25 protein-coding genes and 3 pseudogenes are annotated in these 25,207 nt (G+C 55.9%); 16 read left to right on the top strand and 12 right to left on the bottom strand.

The window, feature by feature from the left end:
- The first annotated feature begins 56 nt into the window (after nt 1-56).
- The 7 genes from HK44_RS28770 to HK44_RS28740 all read left to right on the top strand — a co-directional run bounded on the left by HK44_RS28770 (nt 57) and on the right by HK44_RS28740 (nt 3,644).
- Nucleotides 57-461 (top strand): hypothetical protein, encoded by a 405-nt coding sequence (locus HK44_RS28770; protein ID WP_011117438.1) that lies wholly within the window; start codon nt 57-59, stop codon nt 459-461.
- A 50-nt stretch (nt 462-511) separates the two neighbouring features.
- Nucleotides 512-997: a single-stranded DNA-binding protein gene (locus tag HK44_RS28765; RefSeq protein WP_011117439.1), complete on the top strand. Its 486-nt coding sequence runs from the start codon at nt 512-514 to the stop codon at nt 995-997.
- Between the two features lie 194 nt (nt 998-1,191).
- On the top strand, nt 1,192-2,019 hold the full coding sequence (locus tag HK44_RS28760; protein ID WP_011117440.1) for a DUF932 domain-containing protein: 828 nt from the start codon (nt 1,192-1,194) through the stop codon (nt 2,017-2,019).
- Between the two features lie 54 nt (nt 2,020-2,073).
- Nucleotides 2,074-2,496 carry a hypothetical protein gene (locus tag HK44_RS28755; RefSeq protein ID WP_011117441.1) on the top strand — a complete coding sequence of 141 codons (423 nt, stop codon included), beginning with the start codon at nt 2,074-2,076 and terminating at the stop codon, nt 2,494-2,496.
- Nucleotides 2,497-2,519: 23 nt separating this feature from the next.
- A complete protein-coding gene (locus HK44_RS28750) occupies nt 2,520-2,849 on the top strand; it encodes a TrfB-related DNA-binding protein (protein WP_011117442.1) in 330 nt (109 codons plus the stop codon).
- On the top strand, nt 2,842-3,114 hold the full coding sequence (locus HK44_RS28745) for a hypothetical protein (RefSeq protein WP_019694539.1): 273 nt from the start codon (nt 2,842-2,844) through the stop codon (nt 3,112-3,114). Before HK44_RS28750 ends, HK44_RS28745 begins: the two co-directional genes overlap by 8 nt.
- A 266-nt stretch (nt 3,115-3,380) precedes the next feature.
- Nucleotides 3,381-3,644, top strand: coding sequence for a hypothetical protein (locus HK44_RS28740; RefSeq protein ID WP_019694540.1), 264 nt, complete (start codon nt 3,381-3,383; stop codon nt 3,642-3,644).
- Between the two features lie 510 nt (nt 3,645-4,154).
- Here the strand turns inward: HK44_RS28740 and HK44_RS28735 are convergent.
- The 4 genes from HK44_RS28735 to HK44_RS28720 form a co-directional block, all read right to left on the bottom strand.
- Complete coding sequence (locus tag HK44_RS28735; RefSeq protein ID WP_011117444.1) at nt 4,155-4,940, bottom strand: SprT-like domain-containing protein; 786 nt, start codon at nt 4,938-4,940, stop codon at nt 4,155-4,157.
- Nucleotides 4,941-5,077: 137 nt separating this feature from the next.
- Nucleotides 5,078-5,464, bottom strand: coding sequence for a hypothetical protein (locus HK44_RS28730; protein WP_019694541.1), 387 nt, complete (start codon nt 5,462-5,464; stop codon nt 5,078-5,080).
- 3 nt (nt 5,465-5,467) lie between these two features.
- Entirely contained in the window at nt 5,468-6,187 is a 720-nt protein-coding gene (gene stbB, locus HK44_RS28725; protein WP_011117446.1) for a StbB family protein, read from the bottom strand.
- Nucleotides 6,184-6,639, bottom strand: coding sequence for a hypothetical protein (locus HK44_RS28720; RefSeq protein WP_011117447.1), 456 nt, complete (start codon nt 6,637-6,639; stop codon nt 6,184-6,186). The genes stbB and HK44_RS28720 overlap by 4 nt, the downstream gene beginning before the upstream one ends.
- Nucleotides 6,640-7,067: 428 nt before the next feature.
- Here HK44_RS28720 and HK44_RS28715 point away from each other — a divergent pair, with 428 nt between their 5' ends.
- The 3 genes and pseudogenes from HK44_RS28715 to mobF all read left to right on the top strand — a co-directional run.
- Nucleotides 7,068-7,460 (top strand): hypothetical protein, encoded by a 393-nt coding sequence (locus HK44_RS28715; RefSeq protein WP_011117448.1) that lies wholly within the window; start codon nt 7,068-7,070, stop codon nt 7,458-7,460.
- Nucleotides 7,453-9,009 carry a type IV secretion system DNA-binding domain-containing protein gene (locus tag HK44_RS28710; RefSeq protein WP_011117449.1) on the top strand — a complete coding sequence of 519 codons (1,557 nt, stop codon included), beginning with the start codon at nt 7,453-7,455 and terminating at the stop codon, nt 9,007-9,009. Before HK44_RS28715 ends, HK44_RS28710 begins: the two co-directional genes overlap by 8 nt.
- A 10-nt stretch (nt 9,010-9,019) precedes the next feature.
- A pseudogene (gene mobF, locus HK44_RS28705) lies at nt 9,020-9,523 on the top strand (MobF family relaxase); the annotation flags it as partial.
- Nucleotides 9,524-9,693: 170 nt separating this feature from the next.
- Here mobF and HK44_RS28700 read toward each other — a convergent pair.
- From HK44_RS28700 to HK44_RS28670, 7 genes and pseudogenes are all read right to left on the bottom strand, one after another.
- Nucleotides 9,694-10,665 carry an ExeA family protein gene (locus HK44_RS28700; protein WP_019694544.1) on the bottom strand — a complete coding sequence of 324 codons (972 nt, stop codon included), beginning with the start codon at nt 10,663-10,665 and terminating at the stop codon, nt 9,694-9,696.
- Nucleotides 10,655-12,292: an IS481 family transposase gene (locus HK44_RS28695; RefSeq protein WP_242031608.1), complete on the bottom strand. Its 1,638-nt coding sequence runs from the start codon at nt 12,290-12,292 to the stop codon at nt 10,655-10,657. Before HK44_RS28695 ends, HK44_RS28700 begins: the two co-directional genes overlap by 11 nt.
- Nucleotides 12,293-12,296: 4 nt before the next feature.
- The gene (locus HK44_RS28690) at nt 12,297-12,872 is read right to left on the bottom strand and encodes a recombinase family protein (protein ID WP_019694546.1); all 576 of its coding nucleotides are present in this window, start codon (nt 12,870-12,872) and stop codon (nt 12,297-12,299) included.
- 243 nt (nt 12,873-13,115) lie between these two features.
- On the bottom strand, nt 13,116-15,719 hold the full coding sequence (locus tag HK44_RS28685; RefSeq protein ID WP_019694547.1) for a sensor domain-containing protein: 2,604 nt from the start codon (nt 15,717-15,719) through the stop codon (nt 13,116-13,118).
- A gap of 73 nt (nt 15,720-15,792) precedes the next feature.
- Entirely contained in the window at nt 15,793-16,035 is a 243-nt protein-coding gene (locus HK44_RS28680) for a hypothetical protein (RefSeq protein ID WP_019694548.1), read from the bottom strand.
- A 147-nt stretch (nt 16,036-16,182) separates the two neighbouring features.
- Nucleotides 16,183-16,416 (bottom strand): annotated as a pseudogene (locus tag HK44_RS28675) (ATP-binding protein); the annotation flags it as partial.
- Between the two features lie 683 nt (nt 16,417-17,099).
- Nucleotides 17,100-17,990: a LysR substrate-binding domain-containing protein gene (locus HK44_RS28670; protein ID WP_019694550.1), complete on the bottom strand. Its 891-nt coding sequence runs from the start codon at nt 17,988-17,990 to the stop codon at nt 17,100-17,102.
- 81 nt (nt 17,991-18,071) lie between these two features.
- On the opposite strand from HK44_RS28670, the gene HK44_RS28665 reads away from it, so the two are divergent.
- The 3 genes from HK44_RS28665 (at nt 18,072) to HK44_RS28655 (ending at nt 22,195) form a co-directional block, all read left to right on the top strand.
- Nucleotides 18,072-19,280, top strand: coding sequence for a M20 aminoacylase family protein (locus HK44_RS28665; protein WP_031319771.1), 1,209 nt, complete (start codon nt 18,072-18,074; stop codon nt 19,278-19,280).
- Nucleotides 19,281-19,338: 58 nt separating this feature from the next.
- Nucleotides 19,339-20,706: a citrate-proton symporter gene (locus HK44_RS28660; RefSeq protein ID WP_019694552.1), complete on the top strand. Its 1,368-nt coding sequence runs from the start codon at nt 19,339-19,341 to the stop codon at nt 20,704-20,706.
- A 301-nt stretch (nt 20,707-21,007) separates the two neighbouring features.
- A complete protein-coding gene (locus HK44_RS28655) occupies nt 21,008-22,195 on the top strand; it encodes an OprD family porin (RefSeq protein WP_431357355.1) in 1,188 nt (395 codons plus the stop codon).
- Here the strand turns inward: HK44_RS28655 and HK44_RS30805 are convergent.
- Nucleotides 22,174-22,434, bottom strand: coding sequence for a hypothetical protein (locus HK44_RS30805; protein WP_431357354.1), 261 nt, complete (start codon nt 22,432-22,434; stop codon nt 22,174-22,176). The two genes, HK44_RS28655 and HK44_RS30805, sit on opposite strands and share 22 nt — an antisense overlap.
- Before the next feature lie 516 nt (nt 22,435-22,950).
- On the opposite strand from HK44_RS30805, the pseudogene HK44_RS30800 reads away from it, so the two are divergent.
- From HK44_RS30800 to HK44_RS28640, 3 genes and pseudogenes are all read left to right on the top strand, one after another.
- Nucleotides 22,951-23,088, top strand: a pseudogene (locus HK44_RS30800) (IS5/IS1182 family transposase); the annotation flags it as partial.
- 267 nt (nt 23,089-23,355) lie between these two features.
- Entirely contained in the window at nt 23,356-24,078 is a 723-nt protein-coding gene (locus HK44_RS28645; RefSeq protein WP_141651782.1) for an SPOR domain-containing protein, read from the top strand.
- Between the two features lie 245 nt (nt 24,079-24,323).
- Nucleotides 24,324-25,175, top strand: coding sequence for a MinD/ParA family protein (locus tag HK44_RS28640; protein ID WP_019694554.1), 852 nt, complete (start codon nt 24,324-24,326; stop codon nt 25,173-25,175).
- Nucleotides 25,176-25,207 lie beyond the last annotated feature (32 nt).

The following is a 25,207-nucleotide window of genomic DNA, read 5'->3' as shown; positions in this document are numbered from 1 at the left end:
CGGCAGCTTGGAACCAGCGGCGGCAACCGCCCAGGCAAATCGCGAAGGAGCTTTCAATGAACACTCATACCCAGTTTCAAACCACCGCCCCGATCTTTCACAACTGGCTGACCACTGATGACTTCCTGGCTTTTGCCAAAGGTATTTCTAAGCCGATGACTTCCAATATCGACGACATGAAAGCCAAGTTCGACGCGATCTTCTCTGACGCTTGCAAGCGTGGTTCGACGTACGAAACTGTCGTGCATAACTTCTTTTGCGCGGGTGTCGAGGCCGAGTTCGGCACAGACGAAACAGCCCCCGAGTTCGCGGAAGTTTTCGTGTATGCCCGCGAATATGGCTACATGAATGCAAGCGAAAATGCCGCACGCGAACAGGAGGACGCCGAGAACGGCTATTGCCAACACGGCCTTGATGAACAGACGTGCCCGTGCGGTTGCTTCGAAGGCGACGCATACTAAAACCACCCCGCCGCCCCTGTACGCCGGGGCATCTAAAAGGAGTTTCCATCATGGCCCGTGGCGTAAACAAAGTGATTCTAATAGGGACTTGCGGTCAGGATCCCGAGGTTCGTTACCTTCCCAACGGTAACGCCGTGACCAATTTGAGCTTGGCCACCAGTGAGCAATGGACAGATAAGCAAACCGGGCAGAAGGTCGAAAAAACCGAGCGGCACCGGGTATCCCTGTTCGGCAAGGTGGCCGAGATTGCCGGCGAGTATCTGCGCAAAGGTTCACAGGTCTACATCGAAGGCAAGCTGCAAACCCGCGAATGGGAGAAGGACGGTATCAAGCGTTACACGACAGAAATTGTCGTAGACATGCAAGGCACCATGCAGCTGCTGGGGGGTAGACCGCAGAACCAGGACGGCACCAACCAGGCGCAGCAACAGCGGCGACCACAACAACCGGCCCCGCAACCGCAGCCCGCATATGACCCCATGGATGACGACATTCCCTTCATGGACCCCTATCGTTTTTCTTGCCTGCTGCAGTAGACGTGACGGTCTGTGCAACTAGAGCCCGGCCCAGCGCCGGGCTTTTTTACAGACAAAATAGTACAATTAGATTATACCTTTAGTTGACTTGGTAACGATCTTTTGCGATAATTTCTATGTCGAAGCAATACCGCTAAGACAGCCTGGAACCAGCGGCGGCAACCGCCCAGGCACATCGCGAAGGAGATTCAAAAATGCGTCTATCCAGCAGCTTCCGCAACCCTTGCATGGTTCGCAGCAACACCCCTTTGACTAACGACGAAATCGCGCGTGTCGCGCCGTCCATCTTTGCCGTCGAAGCGCACGACAGCCGCTCCGATCGCTACCGCTACATCCCAACCGTCGACGTGCTTACCGCGCTGCGCGCAGAAGGGTTCGAACCCTTCATGGCTTGCCAAACCCGCGTGCGTAACTCCGACAAGATCCAGCACACCAAACACATGATCCGCCTGCGCCATGCGTCCAACATCATGGACAAGGAAGCCAACGAAATCATCCTGCTCAACAGCCACGATGGCACCAGCAGTTATCAAATGATGGGCGGGTGCTTCCGCTTTGTGTGCGCCAACGGCCTTGTCCTGGGCGAAGCCGCGATGGATCAGAAAGTCCGTCACAGCGGTCGACAAGACGTAATCGGCGAAGTCATCGAGGGGGCATATGAGGTGCTGGACCAATTCGCACTGATCGAGGATCAGCGCGAAACCATGAAGCAAATCCAGATTCGCCCCGAGCTGCAACACGCTTTCGCCGAAGCTGCATTAGCGTACCGCTACGACCCAGCCGAAGGCCCGGCGCCTGTGACAGCTTCACAGCTGCTCATGCCTCGCCGCCGTGAAGATCGCACCGATGATCTCTGGACCACATTCAACCGCGTACAGGAAAACTCCATCAAGGGAGGGCTTACAGGTCGCAACAAGCAAGGTCGCCGCACCAGTACCCGCGCCGTCACCGGCATTGACCAGGACGTGAAGCTAAATCGCGCCCTTTGGGTTCTGGCTCAGCACATTCGCGAAGCCGCCTAACAAGTTCAGGCCGGGCGCTACACGCCCGGCCTACCTCGCAAGGAGATAGCCGCCATGCCGAAAGTTTTCTTTGTACCAGGTCAAACCACAATCATTGATTACGCCCGCGAGATTGGCCCCAACATGTGGGCCGCTCGCTGCAGCTGGCTAATGTTGCCGGAGATTCGCGTGCGTCACCCCGGCGCAGTGCTGGACGATCAAACCGCTTTCCTGCAGGCGCAGGAATCGGCCAACGGCACCAAGCCTGCGCGCATCACTGAGGCGCGCTTTGATTTTGCGGTCAGTCATGGCCAGGTGTTGGACTACTTCGCCGATGACACCGGCGATTCATTCATACTGCAGGCCCCCGAGGTCGGCGATTTGGTGCGCGTGTATGCCCGTTGTTTCGGTCATTGCTGGTCGTTCCTGTGTCTGTCGATCATCACCCATAGCGAGATCCGTTCCCGGATCTGCACAGCGGTGGCCACGAATCATTGACCACTGAAAAACGGAGTTACTACATGCAGTCGATTTACACCGCCGAGGACTGGAAAAGAATATCGCCGGTATTCGCCTCGCGTCGCTTGGCGGTCTCTACGGTAGAGATCGCCAAGGCCATCTTGGTAGATGGCCAGCGACCGCAAGACGTGGCCAACGCTAGGGACATGTCTAAACAGACCGTTCACGCAGCAGTAAAGCGAGTTCGGGCAATCCTAGACGAGCACGGGGCCAGTGAGCTGGTGCCCGTTATGGTCTGGTTACCGCCCGAGCTGGCCGCGCAAGTCATGGAGATGGCCAAGCCCTACATGGATGCCAAACCGGCAACGAAAAAGGGAGGCAAGGATGCGTAAGACCGATTTTAAATCATGGCTCAAAAACAACGGCATGGCCCTGCCGGTGCTGTTTGAAGATGACCCGGTGGCGTACACGTTCGCGCCTCAAACTGTGACCCTCACGCCTGAGTTGCTGCACCAGCTCGACCGCGTGCGCCTGTTGCAAGACGCCGCCGATGATCACAACTGCCCGGATCGGCAAGCGTTGGAAAGCGAGATTGAACAGGCTCACCGCTTTGTAAGCTGGACGCTGCAAGGCATCGTTTATCCCGAATCAAAATGAATGGAACTCACCAATGAAAACCGCCACATCACGACGCCATAAAATCCTATTCGTTGGGTTGGCCATCTTTTTGGTAGCCGGATGGATTCAACAAAAATACGCCAAGGACCGCGCCCAAGCTGACTATGAAAGTCACTGCGCGGAGATTGCGAAAAACCCGGCCCGGATGCCATGCGTTACCCCAACGTCGCCTAATATTCCATTGCCAGCCCAGGGTTAGAATGCTCGTTGCGTAACATCAACTGATTCCAAAAATGAGGTGCCGCATGCAACACCAAATTGCTGACCTTCGACAGATCGCCCAGGTATGGCGTAAAAATAACCAAGAACAGTCTGGTGGGATCGTGTGTATTTGGGAGCAGTCTGCCTACTGCTGGAAAAATGAACTGCGCGACCCTGACCATGAAAGACCAGGTGTGTACGCGGTTTTAGAAGATGGCCAAGTGTTCATTGCCGAAGGTGGTGATTATTCAAACGGTGCCAAACAGTGGGCGGCGATTGCCCCCGCTGCAAACAAGAATCCAGCCTAGATCTACCCCCTAATTTCCCTGTGCGTGCCCCCTTCGGGGGGCGGCTGTCGTGAACCAAGCCCTGGCCAAAAGCGCGCCAGGTCTTGGCCCTTCGGGCTTCCATCCTCACGCCTCCGGCCTTCGGCCTGCGCGCTCCGCTTGCTTTGTAACGGCACAGGGTTTTACCTTGGCCGACCTCCCGGTCGGATTTAAAACCTTCCGGCCTGGCGGCCGGACGCTGCAGCAACTCACGTTCAAGATCTTTGCACGGCTCAGGAAATCGTCCTGCAGTTGCCCACCGCCCGGGCAAACAGCACGTCCAGCCCGTGGACAACTGCTCCGCTCGCTCTGGCCTTTGTTGGGCCTCGCTCGCTGGACGATTTTTCGTGCGTGAGCTCCTGCAGCGAAAAAGCAGCCTTCGGCGACCAAGAGCTGCGCCCTTGGATCCGCAGCTCATACGTCGCCTGACCGGCAGCGGCCAGCCGCAATCAACTGACGTTCATCCTGAAACGTCAGACATTTGCGACCGGCTCAACTGGGTGATGGATCTGCTGGGACTTCCACCAGTTCTTTTGAATCCACGAACGGCACATTGCAGTCGACGCATTGCACGCGACCGCTCAAACCTGGCTTACCCCACAAATTCAAATGGCAGCTCGGGCATGTGTATTTGCGCTTGTTCTTCGGATCCTCGGGGTTTGTGGCAGGAGTCAGCAACCCCGCCGAAGTTAGCGCCAGTATGTCTATCGTCGGATCAGCCACAGGCTGTTCGACGGGTTTTCCATCAGGCCCGTAAAGCTGGGTCGCTGACATGGCCACCCGTTGGGTAACCACGTCAATCCAAGAAAGCATGCCGCCCTGTTCAATCAGTTCCTGGCATGCAACAGCGAATGGCCCACCATCAATGATGTAGTGCGTCATCTGCTGGCCGCATTGCTTACCACCTGGCTCACCTGTATCGGACGGCATCAGTCCGATGGACTTCATTTTGTTGGCCCACTCGCGGTTGTGGTAGCCGCTTCGTGATCGCGTGCCGAAGTGGTCTTGCCACTGATGAACCTGTTCATGTGCAAGCGTGGAAAGCGTCTGATCGATCCGACGATGCGCGAAGTACGCACAGTTGAGCGCAATCTCATCGCTTTTTCCCGCGCCGTTCCGGCGCAGGAAACGCGACGGCGAGAAATACCCAAACGTATTGGCTTTTCGCTGCAGGGTGAAAATGCAGCCGGGCAGCTGCCCGCCAAACAACTTTTCATTGAACCAGTCATAGGCCCCTTCAATTTCTTCGTAAAGCTGCTGACTTGGTGTAGCGGACATAAGGACTCCTTTCTCGCATGCGAGAAAAACCCCAAAGCCTGATTACCAGCGGCGGGGCGGGTGTAATTCGTAGGAAAGCATATCCTGTATCGTACGATACAGGATACACCCCAAAAAAAGGGGGCGTGCCCCCTCGATCAACCGAACAGCCTGAGCTGCTGGCCTACAACCATGAGAAGTGCGCCGATAACCACACCGGCGCCGATGAGCATTGCGCAAAATCCTACGGCGCGGCGCTGCGCTTGCGCCGTGATCAGATTGGCCGAACTCCGGTTAATCTCGTTACCAATCCTTGCGACCGCTTCGCGTCCGGCAAGGATCAGGGCATTGCGCTCCTTTTCCATCATGGATTCGAAGTTCATCTGCGACTGGAGCAGAGCCTTACCCGAGCCATCGCGCACCGCCTCGGAGATCTTCGCCGCCAACTCGCCGTCTACCTGTTCCAGGCGACGGACGAGCGCGTCGAAATCTTCCATCATCTGCCCGACCATCGCTTCACGCGCTGTCGTAGCGTCCTTGGCCATCGCTTACTTCCCCTTTCCAAACAGCGTGGCGTACACCTGATCGAGGTTCTGCCAGGCCGACTTTGCCAGGCGCTGCACAGAGATCATCCGTTTGGCCTGTTCCTTTGCGGCATCGTCTTGCGCGGCTCGCAGTTGCTCGCGGTAATCCGTGGTGTCCTGCACCACAGCGGCGATGCTGGTTTTCAAAGCCCGGAGGCGTTCGAACACTTCGTTCGAGTAAATCACCGCATCACGCTTGAGCATGAATTTCTTCTCCAGCTCGTGGAAACCCATCAACGCTGCGAAGGTGTGCGGCAAGTCGTCCGCGTCGTCGATCTCGACCTTGTTGAAGACCACCAGAATCCGGCTGCGCGGAACGCCCAGCGTGGCCAGCGTCTTGATCGTGTTGATGGTGTCCGCTTGCTGTTTTTTCTCGGATACCGTGGGCACCAGGAAGAAATCGAATTCTTCGTGCGAGCCTGCAAACTGGCCCATGTACTTGAAAAAATCCTCGACGTTGGATGCTCCAACGTCGACCACGGCGTTGTCTTCCGTCATGAGAATTTCCGACAACTCACCGAACCGGCGACCCTTGAGCAGCTCGATCTCGGCGGCATCATCCGATGCGCCGGCATTGATCGTTTCTACCGCGAAACGTACGCCGCCCATGCGTGGCGACAGCAGCGAATCGGACAAGGTTGTCTTGCCGGTGTTACCGCTGAAATTGACTACTGCGATTTTCATTTTGGCGTCCTTTTTCGACGGCCTGCATTCTCATACATGGCCAGATCTGAGGCGTTCTGATCATCCCCAGGATTCATAATCTTGCTCAGCTCAAGCGGCCCCAACGGGGCCGCTTGACTGACCTTCGTTTCTCCATCTGTATCGTACGATACACCTCCTTCTATTTCTGGCTCCCCTCGCTCAACCACTGGCTGCATGCTTGGCGCTGGGTTCGTAGTTTGGTTCGATTGCGTGGGCTTCTGTCGTTGCGTTTTTCGATACCGATACAGGTAACTTTTCAGCGTCTCCATGCTCAGCTCGATCCCCTGTTGTTTCAACACATCCAGGATCACTTGGCGACGTACACCCGCGCTCAGTTGTTGCTCAATCAATGGCATCACCTGGCGTATTTTCGCTGCCTTTGACTCAGGCCCTACCGCCATCAGTGCATTCGTTAGATCTTTGTCGCCCATTTTGCACCCTATCTGCACCCCTATTGCACTCTAGGTGCATCTTAATCGCCCCCTACCTGTAGTCAAGTTGCACCCCTCTTGCACTCTCTTAGCACCCTTCCTGCACCCTTTCTGCATACCATCTGTGCTACCCCCCTACGGCCTGCGGCCTGACTAGTGGATACGCCCTTAACAAGAGCTTCAACTTTTCCCCTTAACAGGGTCAAAGTCTCAATACACAACACGCACCCCCCTAGCGGTAGGTTAAAGCCGCGCTGGGAGCGGCTTACAGAGCAAATTCATGAATTTCATGCGCTATACATATGTATTACAAAATTATCATTTAGACCAATAAAATCAAGCATTTTATGTATTGCATTTGCTATACGCTATTTCGGAAGTTATCGTTATCCTGAATTAGTCCCATATTTGGCTCAGAGAGGACCACCGTGGCGAAGACACTTCCAATACGTTTAAACGACGACCAAGAGGCTCGCCTTGAGCAAGCGGCAGCGTTGGCAGGCTACAAACACCTGTCCACCTACGTGCGTGACAAGGCTCTGGCCAACGAAAAATCGGGGAGCCGACAGACCGATTTGGACAGCTGGGCAGATCAGCAACGCATGCTTGGTTTGCTCGAAAACGTCAGCCAGGCTCAGGCGCAAAATCGCACCCTTTTGACCATTGCTGTCTACTTGCTGCGCCAAGGTTTACAGCAAGGAAAGGTCAACCAATTGCGTGCCGAACTCAGCCATCTGGTCGATACCGATCAGTTGATCAGTACGCTGTTGCCAGAGCTGGCCAGCGATATCGAACGTCTATCAGGAGAGGACAATGCATAAAAGAGAAGTCGATTCTGCAGTGATGACAGCGGGTTTCGGTTTGCCGATCGCTGGATGGGCAGCAGGCGTTTATTTGGCACAGATGCCGTTGACGCCATTCCCTGCAGCGTTCAAGGAAACGCTTCACAACGGCTGGCAGAACCCGATTGTACTGGGGGCCACAATTGCCACGTCAGCGGTCGCCGCTTCGCTGGTTTATTACCTGTACGAGTATTGTGACGATGGGTTCCGGGGCGAGCAGTACCAGGAATTTTTGCGGGGCTCGGAGATAAAAAACTGGCATACCGTCAAGGCAAAGGTGCGCCGCCGTAACGAGAAGACGAATCGCGAGCGGAAAAAGCGAGGGTTGGCCAAGTCTGAGCCGGTCATGATTGGCAAGCTGCCTATGCCTCTGCACCTTGAAGATCGAAACACGATGATCTGCGCGTCTATCGGTGCCGGTAAGTCGGTGACCATGGAAGGCATGATCGCCTCGGCATTGAAGCGTGGTGATCGCATGGCCGTTGTCGACCCAAACGGCACGTTCTATTCGAAATTCAGTTTCAAAGGCGATTACATTCTCAACCCATTCGACGCCCGCTCCGCTGGCTGGACCATCTTCAACGAGATCCGTGGCATCCATGACTTCAACCGGATGGCCAAGTCGATAATCCCGCCCCAGGTCGACCCGAGTGACGAGCAATGGTGCGCGTACGCTCGCGACGTATTGTCCGACACCATGCGCAAGCTGAAAGAAACCAACAACCCGAACCAAGACACGCTGGTGAATTTGCTGGTGCGGGAGGATGGCGACACCATCCGCGCTTTCCTGGCCAACACGGACTCCGAGGGCTACTTCCGCGACAACGCAGAGAAGGCAATCGCCAGCATCCAGTTCATGATGAACAAATACATTCGTCCGCTGCGCTACATGAGCAAGGGCGATTTTTCCATCTACCAATGGGTGAACGATCCTAATGCCGGCAATCTGTTCATCACTTGGCGGGAGGACATGCGGGACACCATGAAACCACTGGTGGCCACGTGGATTGACACCATCTGTGCAACGATCCTCAGCTCAGAGCCGATGACAGGCAAACGGCTATGGCTGTTCCTCGACGAGCTGCAGTCCCTCGGCAAACTGGAAAGCTTCGTTCCTGCGGCGACCAAAGGGCGGAAACATGGTCTGCGTATGGTCGGCAGCCTGCAGGATTGGTCGCAACTCAACGCCAGTTATGGCCGTGACGATGCGGAAACGCTGCTTTCGTGCTTCCGAAATTACGTCATTCTTGCTGCAGCGAACGCCAAGAACGCAGGCATGGCCAGCGAAATCCTCGGCTCTCACGATGTTAAGCGTTGGCGGAAATCCTACACCGCGGGCAAGTTGACCAGGACCGAGGAAGTCACGCGGGATGAGCCGGTGGTTCAGGCTTCTGAAATCTCCAACCTTCCAGATCTGGTCGCCTACGTGAAATTCGGTGAAGACTTCCCGATCACCAAGGTAAAGACGCCGTACATTGATTACAAAGAGCGCGCCCAGGCAATCATGATAACCGGTCAAGCCGCGTAACGAGGTAGCCATGTTCAATGTTACCTCTATCAAGGGGAGCAACCAGTACGCTGCAGCTGGCTACTACACAGCTGCAGACGACTACTACGCAAAAGAGTCCCCCGGCGAGTGGCAGGGAATCGGCGCCGAGCTTTTAGGCCTGGATGGGCCAATCGACCAGAAGGAGCTGGCCAAGCTTTTTGACGGCAAGCTTCCGAACGGCGAGCTGATGCCCAAGCCCGTCAACAAGGAAACAGGTCAAATAGTTAATCGTCGGATGGGTTTGGATCTGACGTTCTCAGCTCCGAAATCTGTGTCTATGCAAGCCCTGATCGCCGGTGACAAGGACGTGGTAGCTGCGCACGACCGCGCAGTAACCAAAGCGATGGAGCATGTCGAGAAACTGGCGCAGACCCGCCGAAAGGAACATGGCAAGTCCATGCTCGAACGAACGGGCAACCTGATCATCGGTAAGTTTCGCCATGAACTCAGCCGCGCCAAAGATCCTCAGTTGCACACCCACGCCGTAGTTGTAACGGCCTGCATTTGAAAACTCCCCGGCCTGCAATCAAGGCGTTTTCCGACCAGGATTAACTGCGATTGTCCGGTCCTGCAAACCAGCATTAACTGCGAATGAACCTGCATTGATCCGCGTTGACCTGCATTCCATCGTCGCCAACCAGCATTAACTGCAAATGACGGGGCTCAGATCGGCAAGCCCGCTGCCAGCATCTTGTCGCGTAATTCGACGGCCCGAGTCGGGTCGAGCGTGTTGCTGAACAACGCCTTGATCTCGGTGGGCCTGGCATCGAACTGTTCCACCAGGTCCTTGATGCGGTAACCGTGACGCGTGAGGGTCGGCTCCAGGTCATCCAGTTGGCGCGACAGCACCGAGAGCACGAGATCTGCCGACACGGGTTTCTCGCCGGTCAGGTAGCCCGCTTCCAAGGCTAAACTGAGATGCAGTTGGATTTGCAGTGGCGTGCGCAGCTTAGTGGCGAGCAGGTCAACGGCGTCTTCGGTCAGGATCGACTCGGGTTCGACCTTTCCCTCGGTGCAGGTTTCCAGCAGCCAATGAATGTATTCCCTCTGACTGCCGGTGATGCCGTCGAGCGAGAAGATGTCGGTGCGGTAGCCGATTTCCTCCATCGTTGGTCGGCGCAGGTCGTTACGTAGCTTGGGGTGCCCGGCCAACACAATCGACAGCCGCCCGTTGCCATCCTCGACCAGCTCCATCAAGCGTTTCAAGCCGGTCAGGGTATGACCGTTGAGGTCATGGGCCTCATCGACGAACAGAGCGACTGGACGCTTGTTCTTCCTTACCAACTCGCGCAGGTCACGCTCACGCTTTTCGCCTAGGGTGGGGATGCGTACCTGCTTCTCGGTGGAGAGGTCATAGAATAGCGCTGCGATGAAAGTAGCCAGCTTGATGCTGTGCTTTTCAATGGCGAGAGACTTGGAGACAGTGATCTTCTTTTCCTCTTCCATCGCTTGTTGCAGTCGGCGCAGCATCACGGTCTTGCCGCTGCCGATGACGCCACACAGTGCAATCAGCCGTCCTTCGAAGATCGCTCCCTTGATATCCTTGATCAACTGCTGATGGTGGGCGGTTTCAAAGTAGCCGGCCTGGTTCAGTGGCAACGACAGTCCGTAGTGCTGCATCACTTCAGCCCGCATGTTCTTCTCCTGCTTTCTTGTGGCGGAAGTAGTCCCGCACGCGCTCCAACACAATACGGCGTGTCAGGGTTTCGCTCAGCACCTGGTGGATGAAGGCCTGATCGTCGGGTGAAAGCTTAGCCAACGGCTGCGCCAAATCATCGGCAATGGCGAGCTTGGCGGCGATGGTGCTGGGAAACCGATATTCGTGCGCCTCGGCATTGAAGGGTTGGCGCAGCAGTGCCATAGGCGTGGCGGGAGGTGTCAGCCGTACATCGTTACCGGCCAATGCGGCGATGGGCAGGCCAAGCTGGTCGGCCAGCGAGCGGATGCGATCAGAACGCTCGTCCGCCTTACCGCGTTTGAAAGCGCGGTAACGATGCAATGGAATTGGTCCGGAGACAGGGTAGTAAGGTCCGAAGCGCTGCCCCTCGAACTCGGCATAGAGTTCATCATCGAACAAGCCCCAGAGCAACATCACAGTTTCGCCCGCCATGTCGGGCTCCACCTCGTAGGCTGTGCCCTCGATGGTGACGCGCGCATCGACGCCGACCTTGCGCCGTTCTGGCTCACGGGCGAAGCGGCAAAATTGCTCCCAGGTGCACATCTCGCGCAGACCTTCGGTCGACAAGTTAGCCAGCCAGTCCTCGATCCGCGAATGCGGTTCGGATCGGTGATCCTGGGTGTTGTAGGTGCGCACCAAATAGCGCAGCAACCACTCATTGGCCTGAGCTTCGGTTTCCGGTTTATGGAAGTGATACAGCGTCTCGTGGGCTTCCTTCACGGTGCGGAAGGGCCGCTCCACCTTGCCTTTCGAGCGAGCCGTGGTACGGGTGCCATCCTTGCCGGCCGGGATGTGTGTCTGCCATTCGATACCCAGTGCCTGCATGACGTTCTGGAAGACGCGGCGCTTGGCCACCGGGCCGTTGTCCAGGTAGAGCATCTTGGGGCGGCCCTGAAACGGAAAGGTCGGGTCCGCCTTCGGTGACATGGCTTTGAACAGGAAGCGCAGCGCCGACTCGGCGTCTTCGCCATACACGCAGTGGTATTCCTGATAGGCCACGCCACTGCGGTCGTCCACCACGCTGAACAGCATCAGCGTTGGCTCACCCCTGGCCGGGTCGATCCAGTCCGGTTTGTCGAGGTGTTTGAGGTCGGAGGGCGACAGGTCGAACTGCCAGCAGTCGTTGCTATGCTCCGCCTGAAAGCGCGTGGCTGGCGGTTGCCGCAACAACCGTGACTGATCCAGATGCCAGCGGCTGAGGTATTCGTTCACCGTGCTGCGGGTCAGCACCCCTTGGGGAGCCTTGACCAAGCCTTGCTCGGTCTCCACCCCGTAGTCTTCCAGCAGCTCGATGGCGCGGCGGGTGGACAGGTGCCGCCCTTGCTTGTTGGTGGTGCGCAGTTTCAGCGCGGCGATCAGTTCGCAGTAGCGTTCCAACTCGGCATGCTGCAACACGCGCGGCTTGCCGTGGTCGGCGCGATGGGCCGCGTGGGGTTTATGGATAAAGTTCAACGCCCTATACACGGTGCTTGGGGACACGCCGTACAACTCGGCTATCGCGGCCACCTGGGTAGTTCGTTCCGGGCTTTTCTTCGGCAGGCGGTCGAGCCGCTGCCGCAATTGAATCAGCGAATCGGTCGGAATGATTTTACGCCGCCCGCTGGGCATCACGCTCGGCCTCGGTCAGGTAGTTGTAGAGCGTCGAGCGGCCGATGCCCATCATCCGACAGATTTCCGCCACCGTGTGTTGCCGCTCGTGATAGAGGCGTAGGGCCATCTTCTGTTTGGCCGGATCAAGCCGCTTCTTACGGCCGCCCTTGCGGCCGCGAGCCCGCGCGGCGGACAAACCGGCTTGGGTACGTTCGCGGATCAGGTTGCGCTCGAATTCGGCCAAGGCGCCGAAAAGGTTAAACACCAGGCGGCCACCAATCGAGGCGGTGTCGATATTCTCCTGCAAGCTGCGTAAGCCGACGCCGGCGGCGTCCAGTTGCTCGACCAGCCGGATCAAATCCTTCAGCGAGCGGCCGAGACGATCCAGGCGCCAAATCACCACGGTGTCGCCACGGCGAAGCGTGGCCAGCAAGGCTGTCAGCCCGACCCGCTCGGCCTTGGCGCCGCTGGCGGTATCCTCGAACAGGCGCTCGCAACCGACTTTCGCCAGCGCATCGCGTTGCAGATCGAGGAGTTGGTCGTCGGTCGAGACGCGGGCGTATCCAATCAACATGACGATGTCCAACTATTCAGCGATAACTCAGTGTAGTCGGATGCTGAAAGATGGAGACTGTAGTTGGATATCAGCAACGCGGGGTTGGGTGAGAATTGTGTCGTTTTCAGAAGCGAAATGCACCGTAAGCGATCCATCGCCTACACATTCAAAGCCGCCAGTTGAAGCCTGATGCTGTGTTGCGCACAAGCGCAACCAGCTTGGCTGTGGTGGCCTCGCTGGTGACTTGGAGGTGAAAGTCCTCTACACACCCGGCAAGGGGTAGCCAGAGGCAAGGGCTACTGTGGATGTCTTCAACCAGTCCGCCAATAGGTCTGGTGGTAGCGGTTGGGAGAATAGGTAGCCTTGCCCCACCTTGCAACCTTGAGCATCAAGCAAAAAGCGTTGCGCCTCGGTCTCCACGCCCTCAGCGATCACTGTCAGGTTCAGGCTGTCTCCGATGCGGATCACCGCATGTGTGAGAGCCTGCGCGGCGACGTCGTGCTCCATGCCATTCACGAAACTTTTGTCCAGTTTCAGCGCGCTGAGCGGAATACGCCTCAGGTAACCGAGACTCGAATAGCCGGTGCCAAAGTCGTCCATGGCTAGGCCGATGCCCAGAGCATGCACCTCGTGTAAGTTGCGCATCGTGCTGAGGTTGGTGTCCATCATCACGCTTTCAGTGATTTCCAAGATCAGGTCACCCGGCAGCAGGGCGTGTTGCTCGAGCGTCTCGATGAGGTATCGCGCCAGATCGAGGTTGTGAAAGTTGGTCGACGACACGTTTACCGAGACGGTTGGTATATTCAGTCCCTGACGCCGCCATTCTGCGAGCTGGCGACAGCTTTCGTTGAGCGCCCAATGGCTGATCTCGTCGATTAGGCCGCACTCTTCAGCCAGAGGGATAAAGCGCGTCGGCGAGATGTGGCCGAGCACCGGGTCGTGCCAGCGAGCCAACGCTTCGATGCCATGGATCTGCCCGCTCTTCAGGTCAACCTGAGGCTGATAGTGCAGGTACAGGCATTGCGCGCGTACCGCCTCGCGTAGCGCCGCCTCGAGGGCCAAGCGTTCCTGGGCGAGCACGTTCATTTCACTGCTAAAGAAACTGAAACGCTCGCGTCCATTGGTCTTGGCGTGGTACATGGCGAGGTCGGCGTGATGTAGCAGGGTCTCCAAATCTTGACCGTTATCCGGGTACAGGCTGATGCCGATGCAGGCTGACGGCGTCAAGGTGATTCCGGCGATCTGGCAGGGTATGGACAGCAGTTCCTGCAGGCACTTCACGGTGTCGGCTGCCTGGACGTGAGTACAGGAGTTGAGTACGACGATGAATTCGTCTCCGGACAGGCGCCCGAGGAGATCGGTATCACTAATTTGCTCGCGCAAGCGTTCGGTGACCACGCACAACAACTCGTCTCCGGCCGTGCGACCGAGTGAATCGTTAACCTGCTTGAAACGGTCGAGATCGATGTAGAGCACTGCGAGCGACTGGTTGTGGTGCTTGGCGCTAGCGATCGCCTGATCGGCTTGTGCCAGCAGCAGGTTGCGGTTGGGCAGGCTGGTGAGGCTGTCGTAAAAGGCCAACTGGCGAATCTGCAGGCGCGCGCTCTCGCGCCCCAGGGCCAGGGCGCACAGGTGCGTGCACATCTGCACCAGGCGCAGGTGGAAGTTGTTCGGACTGCGGTTCTCGCGGTAGTAGAAAGCGAATGTGCCGATTACCTGGTCGTTGCTGGCTTTAATCGGGGTTGACCAGCAGGAGCGTAAGCCTAGGGGCAGGGCTAGGTTCTTGTAGTCAGCCCACAGCGGGTCGCTGCCAATATCACTAACCATTACCGACGTGCCGCGAAAGGCGGCAGTGCCGCAGGATCCAACATTCGGGCCAATTGCGATGCCATCGAGTGCCTGAGAGTAACTTTGCGGTAAGCTCGGACTAGCGAGAGGCCTGAGGCGACCTTGCTCATCGACGCGCAATATCGAGGCAATTACGTCGGGTGCGATGCGCTCGACCTCTTGGCAGATCAGTGTCATCACTTCCGTCAGGGGCGCATCTCGGGCCATGGCTTCCAAGGCTTTCTGCTGTAGAACCTCATGTATCTTGTTGTCGGTGATGTCGGTGATAACACTGAGGGTATGGCTCAGCGCGCCCTGTGCATCGAAGATCGGACTGACGCCCAAGGCGCACAGCAGCGGTTGCTGGAACTTGCTGTAGATCAACTCTTCGCCGCGGTAGGGGTGGCCGCTGCTTAAGTGCTGGCGGATGTAAGTCAGCAGGTTGCGCTCGGGATATACCATATTGAGCATCAGCGCGACAGGCTGGCCGAGCACTTCCTCGGGCTGGTAGCCGAGCAGATGGGTGACTGCTTCGTTGATATAGACCACTACACCTTTGGCGTTGGTTATCACCAAGGAGTTGTGAGTGCGCTCGGCGATCTGGGTGAACAGCCGCGTACGCTCGTTATCGCAGCGTTCCGCCTTGACCCGAGTGCTGACATCCGAGGCGAACTGGATGATCTTGAGTAGTTGACCATCGGCTGCGAACACCGGGTTGTAACTCGCTTCCAGCCACACCAGACAACCCTCAGCGCTGACGTACAGATACTGCCCGCTGATGGACTGGCCCTCTTGCAGCCTGCACCAAAAGTTATTGAAGGCCGACGAGTTAGCGTAGTCGGCCTGGCAGAGCGCGCGGTGGTGAAGGCCACGGATCTGCTGCTCCTGGTAGCCGAAAATTTTCAGGTAGTTGCGGTTGGCGCGCAACACAGTGCCATCGGGGGTGAACTCGATGATAGCCATGGAGCGGTCGAGGGCACTGAGCAGCTCCATCTGTTCAGAGGTTGTATTCGATCGATCGTCTGAGGGCAGGGGCATGATTGAACTTCCTGTTCTCTCGCCACAGCGATGGCAATGAGATTTTTGAATCTTATAAGCTGAGACTGGCGAGCTACTCTATCAATTCTGGGAGCAGCCTGAATCGAATTTTCTGCAAAAAGTCGTACAAGCTCTGATACTGAGCGTCATCAATCAGTTCAGCATCATTGAGGGCTTGGAGATAGCCATCGGCAAGACACATATACCTATGCGCCTGTTCTGAGGTGGGGCTGTCATAGACGGCTTGAACCATTTGCCGCCAGCTGACTCGCGTACGGCCATTTACACGCTCAGGCAGTAGAGGAACAACAAGCATATACAGGCTCTCCATGCGTAAGGATTGGTGAAATATGTATCTTCTGCGGATTCCACGCCATCCAGATACTCAGTCCACTAACATCCGGACAGCTGTTCCACGATCATCCGGACAGGCAGTCGTCGCGAAGAACGCAGGTTTGCATTGTTAGTCTGAAGTCCCCGCCGACGTCAATTTCGGCGATCGCCTGCACATCGACTTACCCTTCAATTCGATGTGGTCAGTGTAGTGCACCAGCCGAACCAGGATTGCGTAGGCCAGGGTCGGCCCGCCGATCAGGTCGTGCCATTTGTCCACCGGCATCTGGCCGGTCACCAGCGTTGAGCGCTGGCCATAGCGGTCGTCCAACAGCTCAAGCATGTCGCGCCGTTGTTCGGCGGTAAGGTGCGTTTTCGAGGGCTAATGAAGAACGCCGCGCAACTGGTGACGCTATTCGCCCCGTTGAACCTGTGGATGGCGCGCCGGCATTTGCTGGCTACCACAAGTATAGGTGCGCCTGGAATGCGGGAAATGGTCGCCGCGAGGTGCCCGCTGCGGCTAAAAACATAGGGAAAAGCGGATGATCTGAGCGTTCTGGATCGATTTTCCGCATTCAAAAATTGGCAGAGCTGAAGTCAGCCAAAAGGGGGTCATGCCGAGATAAGGGAAAATTCACTCATTTGGTCTGCAACTACTTGTTGGGATTGAAAATTCCTGAGACAACGCGACAGGCGTGCGAGGAAAAGTCGAGTCCTGCGCCCATCCATCAGTGAAACGTAGAGTACGTTTACTATAAAATTTTTATAGATCATCCACTTGCGACGAAAATATCCTGATTTTTGCCTTATCTCGGCATGCCCCCTAAAACACTTGCCAAAGTCTGCGAGATTTCTGAAAGTGGATCACATCATCGAGCAGACGCTGGAAGTTTTGTCAGGTTGGCAAAGGCTATGTCGTGATCTTGAAATCAACCCACAGCAGGCTGGTGAGGTGCGGGGGGCGCTTGATCTGATCAGAAAGCTACACCTTGCTGCGTAGCAGATAATTTCCCCTCCACGCTGCGAAAGTGTAGTTCTCGCAGCGGGTCATCTCCGAAGGCTGCGGGCGAAAAGCCCCGCCAGCACTCTTGCTGACGTTCCCAGTGGCACGCCTCGCAAGCTCAGGATTCCGAGTGACATAGGTGGCGGCAGGGGAGTGACGGAGAGCTGCTGCAGTCCGGCACCAAATAAGGAATCGCCGAGCAAGGCTGTTGGTCCGAAGCCTATGTGGTCAGTGCGGCGCATCAGTTCAAGCATCAAGGTCAGCGAGGCGCAGCACACCATGTTCGCTGGAGCGTCGATGCCGTTGGCTGCGAGCCACCGCACTAGGTGATTGCCCAAGCTCCCGTCAGAGAGGTTCAGCACCCAACTCGCATTCTTCAATTCTGCCCATGTCTGCGCATTCGCTAGCGGGTGACCGTGGCGGCCGGTGGGCGCTGCATGAACCTCGATCAACAGCTCAAAATTCACCTCATAGGGTAGATCCCGCGGGTTAGCCAGCGCGACCGCGAAATCGAGCCTGCCTTCTAGGAGGCCCGGTATGGCGTGCGTTAACAGTCCTTCCTCGAGACTTAGCGCTGCGTCGGGATAAATACTGCGGAATTCAGTCAGGACCGGCGGGAGGATCGTTGCCGCTACCAGCGGCGTCAAGGCGATGGCTACTCGAGCGCCAGCACCGCCGCGCAACAGCCGAATCTCCTCGCGCGCCTTGTCAAGCGTCGAATGAGCAAGGCGCGCGCGAACCAACAGCGCGTTGCCCGCTGGAGTGAACTCGATGCCCTTGTAGCTACGCATGAGTAGTTCCGCGCTGACGTCATCCTCGAGCTCGCGCAGGGCTTTCGTTAGCGCACTCTGGCTGAGGTTCATTGCCCGCGCGGCAGCGCGGATTGAGCCGGATTCGGCGACCTGAATCAGAGCTTTGAGCTGATGGTCCTTCATGGCAATTAGTGATTCCTTTTAGTTGTCATCTCGGAAAAAGTAATGCCTTCCAATAAGCACTGCAAGTTTTATGATCAGCGCATGAATACATTCGATTTGTTTCCCCCTAACGAAGCCGCGATGAAGTCATGGCGGCATACGATCCATCAGCATCCTGAACTCGGCTTCAGCGAGTTCGCGACAAGCCGGCTGGTGTCTGACTGCCTGGCGCAGTGGGGCTACGAGGTGCATTCCGGAATCGCGACTACCGGTGTAGTAGGCACCTTGCGCTGGGGCGAGGGCGGGCCGAGGCTTGGTCTCCGCGCTGATATGGACGCGCTGCCGATTCAGGAACTGACCGGCCTGCCCTGGGCGAGCCGCACGCAGGGTCAAATGCATGCATGTGGTCACGACGGACACACCGCGATGCTACTAGGAGCCGCGGAAGTGTTCGGGCGCATGCACCGAGAGGGACGCCTGACGGGCAGAGGTACGTTGAATCTGATTTTTCAGCCGGCCGAAGAGCTGGGCGGTGGTGGCGGGGCGCGGCGTATGCTCGACGAGGGGCTGCTAGAACGCTTTCCTTGCGATGCGGTCTTCGCAATGCACAATTACCCAGGAGTCCCGACAGGCCATTTCTGCTTTCGCTCGGGGTCCTTCATGGCCTCGTCCGATAGGGTGCTGATCCGCTTCAACGGTAAGGGTGGGCACGGTGCACTGCCGCACTTGGCCGTTGATCCGATGCTGCCCGCCGCAACGACAGTACTCGCTTTGCAGACCATCGTTGGTCGCAACGTCGATCCGATCGACGCTGCGGTCATCAGCGTGGGGCGTATCGTCGCGGGTAATACCTACAACGTGATCCCGGAAATGGCCGAGATCGAACTGAGCGTGCGTGCCCTGCGGCCCGAAGTACGTGATCTTCTCGAAGCGCGCATCCGGGGGCTGGTCGAAGGGCAGGCTGCAGCCTTCGGCGTTGCTAGCGAAGTGCATTACGAGCGCGGTTATCCGGTCCTGGTGAACAGCGTGCATGAAACTCGCCTCGCGGTCGAGGTCGCGCGCGAACTGGTAGGCGAGGCGCGGGTAGTGGATGACTCCCCGCCTTTGAGCGGTAGCGAAGATTTTGCCTTCATCTTGCAGCAGGTCCCGGGTTGTTACCTGCTCATTGGCAACGGCGACAACGGTTTCGGCGCTGGCGAGCACCTCGGCCCTTGCAGTGTGCACAACCCTCATTACGACTTCAATGATGCCTGTTTGGCACCTGGCGCGGCCTTCTGGGTGGCGCTTGGTGAGCGGTTCTTCAGCGAATAAATCGTTTTCATCACTCACATTTATAACAACAAACAATGTCTATTGTGGAGATGGCAGCATGAGCAAACAAAACGCAGCGCCCCCCAAGCGCCAGATTGTTGCGGCCGTTATCGGTAACGCGCTGGAATGGTACGACTTCATCGTCTTTGGCTTTCTCGCAGTGGTTATTTCGCGGCTGTTCTTTCCCGCCGAAAGCGAATACAGCTCGTTACTCATGACAACGGCGACATTCGGTGTCGGCTTTTTCATGCGTCCAGTCGGCGGCGTTCTACTCGGTATCTACGCCGACCGCAGGGGGCGCAAGGCCGCACTGCAGCTGATCATCGGCATGATGACAGTGGCCATCGCGCTGATCGCATTTGCCCCGCCGTACGCTGCGATCGGTGTCGCCGCGCCACTTCTCATCGTGTTCGCGCGGTTGCTGCAGGGGTTCGCTACCGGTGGAGAGTTCGCAAGTGCCACTTCCTTCCTGATCGAGAGTGCACCGCCCAATCGCCGCGGACTCTATGGTTCTTGGCAGATGTTCGGCCAGGGCTTAGCGGTGTTCTGTGGTGCCGCGATTACCGCACTGGTTACGCGTGGATTATCGCCGGAGGCGCTTGACGCCTGGGGCTGGCGCATTCCCTTCATTATCGGTCTCATCATCGGCCCGGTCGGTTTGTGGATACGCCGTCATCTGTCGGAAACCAATGCCTTCCTAGAAGCTCGTCAAGCGCCGAAGGAAAAACAGTCGCTCGTTCGTATGCTGCGTAATCATATGCGCGAGGTGATTACCGTTATGGCGCTCACCGTGTGCGGCACCGTTAGCTTCTACGTGATTCTTGTCTACATGCCGACCTTTGCAAATCAGCAATTAAATTTGCCGCTGACCGAAGCCTTTACCGCTCAGGTTATTGCCGTCGCGCTACTGACGCTCCTGATGCCGGTATTCGGGGCTCTGTCCGACCGCGTTGGTCGGAGGATGTTGATCATTGCCGCGACGGCCGGACTCCTCGTCGTCTTGTATCCATTGTTCAGTTGGGTACATGCAGCACCGTCGTTCGGTCGACTCATGACTATGCAGGTGGTGTTGTGCACGCTGCTCGCCGTGTTTTTCGGACCGTTCTCCGCTGCGGTGGCGGAGCAATTCCCCGCCGGCGTGCGCTCCACTGGTCTCGCGCTCGCATACAACCTTGCGGTGATGGTTTTCGGTGGTTTTGCCCAGTTCATCGTGACCTGGCTGATTCACACGACTGGCCTTCCCATTGCACCGGTGTTCTACGTGATGTTTGCCGTGGTCCTTGGCTTGGTAGCGGCCTTTTTCCTGACCGATCGTACGCACAAGGTACATCTTGAGGTCGTCGATGATGGAGGCTCAGTGGAACCAGCGGTGCAACCGGCGAATGCCGCCGTGCCCCGCAGCCGTGCGGCCACTCAAGGCCTGTAGGCGAAGGCCATCGACTATACCGGTGGTGGAAGCTGATCTTGTGCGCACCTCGAAGGGGCTGAAGACAGTGAGTCGCCATCGTTAGTCTGCATTAATCGTAAGGCCCTTCGATGCCGAACTGTCGCGTGTCCACTACTCGCGCAGTTCATAAGCTCAATGACTGTAATCGGTGCAGCCGGGGCCGCCCGCACTAAGCATTGCCCCTTCTTAAAAAATCATGTCGAGAATAAAAACAATGAACCACATCCAATTGATTGGATCGCGCCCACTCGCGTGCTTGTTCGCCGCCCCCTATCTGTTTATGGCTTCTGCGGCCATGGCGGCCGGCTTCATCGATGATAGCAAGGCCCGGATTGAAATGCGCAACTTCTACCTCAACCGCGATTTCCGTCAGGACAATGCACGGCAGGCCATGGCCGCTGAATGGGCCCAGGGCTTCACGGCGCGGGTCGAGTCTGGCTACACTGATGGCGCGCTCGGATTTGGCCTCGATGCCCTCGGGAAATTGGGGGTCAAGCTCGACTCCAGCCCTGACCGGCGGGGAACCGGTCTGCTGCCATATGGCCCCGACAGCCACGAACCGGCCGACGAGTTCAGCACGCTGGGCTTGACTGCTAAGCTACGCGTCTCCAAGAGCGTGCTGCGTCTGGGCACCTTGCAGCCATTGCTGCCGATTGCCATCTACAACGACACCCGCTTGCTCCCCTCGACTTTCCAGGGCGGCATGTTTACTTCCCTGGACGTGGAGGGTCTGACTGTCGACGGCGGCCGCTTGACCCGCACCAATCTGCGCGACTCGTCGAGCAATGACGACATCGGTTACGGCGCTGCCAGCAGCGATCACTTCGACTTTGCCGGGGGCAGCTACGCAATCAGTCCGCAGCTCGCCATCAGCTACTATTATGGTCAACTCGATCAGATTTACCGTCAGCATTACATCGGTCTGGTGCATAGCCAATCGCTGCCCGGTGGTTTCAGCCTGCGCAGCGATATCCGTTACTTCGACAGCAGCGGCGATGGAAGACAGCGCGCGGGTGAGATCGACAACCAAAATCTCAACGGCATATTCAGTCTCAGCCACGGCGCCCATAAGGTCAGCGCGGCCTGGCAATCCTTATCCGGCGATAGTGCCTTCCCCTTCCTCAACGGCGGAGCGGCCTACGTGGTCAACCTGGTGACCCTAAACGACTTCACTCGAGCCGAGGAGGACTCCTGGCAACTACGGTATGACTACGACTTCGTCGCCCAAGGTATTCCCGGACTAACTTTCATGACCCGCTACGTCGACGGCCGTAATGTCAGGACAGCGACGACTCGCAGCGGCGAGGAGTGGGAACGCGATACTGACCTCGCCTACGTCGTGCAGAGTGGTAGCCTAAAGGGGCTGAACCTACGCTGGCGTAACGTGACTTTTAGATCTGGTAATGGCCTCACAACGGATATTGACGAGAATCGCCTGATTCTGGGCTACACCTTAGCGCTCTGGTAAGGCCCACCGCTCGCCAGAGCCAATAGCGAGCTAGCTGCATTCTCTGGACAACGGTGCTCCATCTGTTGCGACTGCTGAGCACTTTGCTGCTGGGCCACACCGGCGTTATCTCGCAGATACGCTGCCGCCAGCCCCAGTGATTGGGCAGAGCCGAGCATCTCCCCGATCAAGTGGCGCACTTTTCCGGTAAACGTATTGAAGTCCTGAGCTAAAAGACTTAGCTCGTCACGACCAGACACCTTTAACTGACAGGTCAAATCCCCTTCGCTACTGGCGATAGGTACCGTCGATGAATGCCCACTCAAAGTCGGGCTCCTCGACCAAGGCGTTGAAGGGGGCGTGCCGAGTTAAGGCAAAAATTAGGACATTTGCTTCGCAAACGGTTGTTCCGTGCAATCCTCCTCAAGTCCTCCTGAATGGAGGGCCACCTCGGACAAGCCGCGCACGCAAATCGCGTTGTCTCAGGAATTTTCAATCCCAACAAGTAGTTGCAGACCAAATGAGTGAATTTTCCCTTATCTCGGCATGACCCCAAAAGCACACATGGCTATTTCAGACCATCCCTAGAGAGGCGCCGCTGGATAGCGATAGAAGCCCTCGATGATGTCGGTCTTTCATCAGAAACTTGTCTTTATATTGACGCCAATATTACGCCCCCCCCCAGTTTGATGCTAAAATGCCACTTCTTGGGGGGGCCTGAAAAGCCCGCTGTACCTGGTGATATAGCATGTCCTCCGAATCGAACTGTGGAACCTATGAAGCAGATGTCCTTTCCGACGTCGAGTACGCTGGCAAGCGTAAGCAGACCCGCCGCGAACGTTTCCTGATTGAAATGGATCGGGTTGGGCCATGGCTTGATTGCGTTGATCGAGTCGCATTATCCGAGGGCAAAGGAACTTTGCAGAGGGTTGGTTAGAGCACCACGAAACTGACCACGATGTTTGCTCTATCAAGCCCTATGGATGGCTCAAAATCAGTTTTTGATCGCAGGAGAGGTGCGCCTGTGAGACGGAAAACTTCTCTTAAAGGCGCTGGTCGTTGAAAAAAATTGATGTGAATCTTGAAAAAATGCCGTTTTCCGTGGGGCCATCGTTCGATGAAGAGGCCCTGCTATGGACCTGGATAGACTGCTCTACTTCAGAGTTCTATAGGGGGTTTTTATGTGGAATCTAAACTCAAAAATTATTATTCTTGGATTGATCATACAAGCATTAGTACTCGTAGCGGTATTTTTTACAAAAAATACTATTGTGTGGTGCTCTGAGAAAAATCATGGACATTCAAGCAGTACATTAGAAATTAACCATGCTGAAGATGCCTCTTTAAGAACACTGCTAAGCCAGAAATTTGGCGATCTACAAAGCAATCTAGGAACTCTCACCTCATCTAAATTTACGGATTTAGAAAATACATCAGATAACGCTGACTTTCGAGATATAAATTCCATGACTGTTTGGTTACGGTACCTGCTGGTAGCAGGAGGATTTATAGGGTTGGCGGGATTGCTAGTGATGTTTTTTCGCAGAAAAAAATCGGCTAGCAATGTATCGGAAAAACCGTTTCATCTCTGCTCTCTCAGACCGGTTTTAACGCCGCTATCGTATCAGTTATGCTTTCAATGCAGCGCATTAATAAAGCATTCAAAGAATAAAAATCGCTTAACCGAAATCGCCGCCATTTGGGTGATAGAAATTACGCTATCTAGCGCGTTAACCCGTAAAAAATCTGCTGCAGCGATTAAGATAATGCACTTACCAACAATTCGATTGGAAAACGATTTTATTGTCGTTGGACCTTACAAAAGCAAATCAGAAGCCGCAAAAATAGTTAGTAAGCTGCACGAAGATTACAATGTGAGAGGCTGGATAACACCAGGAAATTGACAATTAAAACGATACTTAAAAAATAAACGATTATCATTAATGCGTCAGTTTTGTTATCCGGGATAGCTTGAAGAAAATACAGGGACTAAGGCGCAAATCGACGGGATTTTACAATCAGTTTGATCAGCTTAAATTAGCAAAACATAAAATCGTGCTTCACCACAATCAGGGCAGAAAAACCGCCTTATATTAAATGTCGAAGACAGAAGAAGGTCACAACCCTAAGTGACTAAGAGGTAAGAGAAATGAACCGCATGCATCCAGTGCAGGTCATTGCTGTGACAGGTGGCAAAGGTGGTGTCGGTAAGACCAATGTAGCAATAAACCTGTCCCTGGCATTGGCTGAGCGTGGCCGAAAAGTCATGCTGCTTGATGCTGATCTCGGTCTGGCAAATGTAGATGTTTTACTCGGATTAGCCCCCAAAAAAAACCTTGCCAACGTAATCAAGGGCCAGTGCGAACTGCAGGATGTGCTTCTGCGAGGGCCTCGCGGAATCAGCATCGCTCCTGCAGCTTCGGGCTGCCAAAGCATGAGTCATCTAACGTCTGCTCAGCACGCCGGAATAATTCAAGCCTTTGGTGATGTCGACGAGAAGCTCGAGGTGCTGGTCATCGACACGGCCTCCGGTATAGGTGGTTCAGTTATCAGTTGTATTCGTGCATCCCGCGAAGTGTTGATGGTCGTATGTGACGAGCCAACGTCACTTACCAACACCTATGCGCTGATTAAAATACTCAGTCATTCTTACGGCATCAATCGTTTCCGCATACTCGTCAACATGACACAAAGCCCCCAAGAAGGGGTCAACCTTTTTGCTAGGTTGATCCGTGCTACGAATCTTTTTCTTGATGTAATCTTACAATATGTTGGTGCCGTGCCTTATGATGAATGCATGCGCAAGGCTGTGAGAAAACAACGTGCTGTATACGATGCTTTTCCTCGTTCTCAGTGCTCCCTGGCATTCAAATATATAGCGCATAAAATAGATGCTTGGCCATTACCGGTGAGTCCGTGCGGGCACTTGAAGTTTTTTGATGAGCGATTGTTAACATCGCCAATGCGGCGAGACAGCCGTGCGTTTTGTGATTTAAGTTGAAAAGTGCGTTCAATTGATGTAAATAGTGAAAA

It is taken from the genome of Pseudomonas fluorescens HK44, from assembly GCF_000217955.3.
Lineage (GTDB): Bacteria > Pseudomonadota > Gammaproteobacteria > Pseudomonadales > Pseudomonadaceae > Aquipseudomonas > Aquipseudomonas fluorescens_AQ.
The sequence above is the reverse complement of the archived record's forward strand: the minus strand, read 5'-3'. Positions and strand labels throughout refer to the sequence as shown.